Source organism: Streptomyces sp. NPDC101166 (genome assembly GCF_044768125.1).
Lineage (GTDB): Bacteria > Actinomycetota > Actinomycetes > Streptomycetales > Streptomycetaceae > Streptomyces.
Window position 1 is genome coordinate 1 of record NZ_JBIWPF010000333.1, and the last position, 1070, is coordinate 1070.

The 1070-nt window shown below is 67.3% G+C and carries 1 protein-coding gene; it reads right to left on the reverse strand.

The window, feature by feature from the left end; translation table 11 throughout:
• A partial coding sequence (locus ACIRS4_RS38890; protein WP_404205102.1) for a DUF4185 domain-containing protein occupies window positions 1-1041 on the reverse strand: 1041 nt, incomplete at its 3' end.
• Between the last annotated feature and the right edge of the window lie 29 nt (window positions 1042-1070).

The window sequence follows — 1070 nt, forward strand, 5'->3', positions numbered from 1 at the left end:
GTCGTCACCGGTCGACCAGGGGTGGATGAATCCGCCGTACAGCTCCGGGAATTGCAGCGCGCTGACCGTGACCGCGCTGTCGGACCACGCGCCCTGCGGTGAATCCGATTCCCGCACAACCAGAGCCGCCTTCGCGGTGTCGAGGTAGCTCATCTGCCACACCCCGCGGTTCTCGTCGTAGCGGACCGACAGTTCCCCCGCGGGCGCGTCGACGATCGGTGTGGCGCTGACGTTTCCGTTCACGGCGGGACCCCAGGAGCCGTTCTGCCAGTACTGGTAGGCGGTCGGGTTGAGCACCTGCTCCTTGGGCACCCGGGCCAGTCCGACCCCGCCCAACCGGGTGTTGGGGATGCCGAACATGTACACCCAGTCGCCCTGCGGCACCATGGACGCGACCTGGAAGCTGGAGACGCCGAAGATGTTCTCCCACTTGGCGTACGGGTCCTTGGTCCAGTGTTCGCCGTGGTCGTCGGAGTAGGCGAGCCCGCCGTAGTTGGTGAACCAGCTGCCGGGCAGGCTGTTCCAGGTGCGGATCGACATGTAGCTCATGTACTGCCGGTCGCCGAGCGCGAACCCCGAGGTGGGGATGGTGGTGATCTCGATATTGTCCAGCTTGCGGCTGCTCAGCAGTTCCGAGGCGTGGCAGCGGTCGTCGGTGACCATGCGGTCGAAGACGACGCCGTTGGCGAGATCGCGATTCTTGCTGAACGCCAGCAGGTTCGAGCGCCAGTCCTCGCCCATGCCGCCGGGCGGATGGAAATCCCGGCCGACGGTGTCGCCGAAGGCGATGGCGATCTCGTCGGGCGCGCTCTGCCACATGATGCCGAGGTCGGTGCCCTGCACCTGCCAGCGTTTGTCGGTGCGGTTGATCGAGTTCGCGCCGGTCAGTTTCGACACCTCGCGCACGTCGGAGACCTGCGGCGTGGGCCGGGCGGGGGTGCGCTCGGCGGGCTCGCTGGACGGGTGCGCGGGTTCGGGGCCGGGCGGCAGTGCGGGCGGATTCGGGTTGGGCAGTGCGAAATTGAACGGTTGCGGCCGCACGATGAGTTTCGGGATGCCGAGTTGTTCGG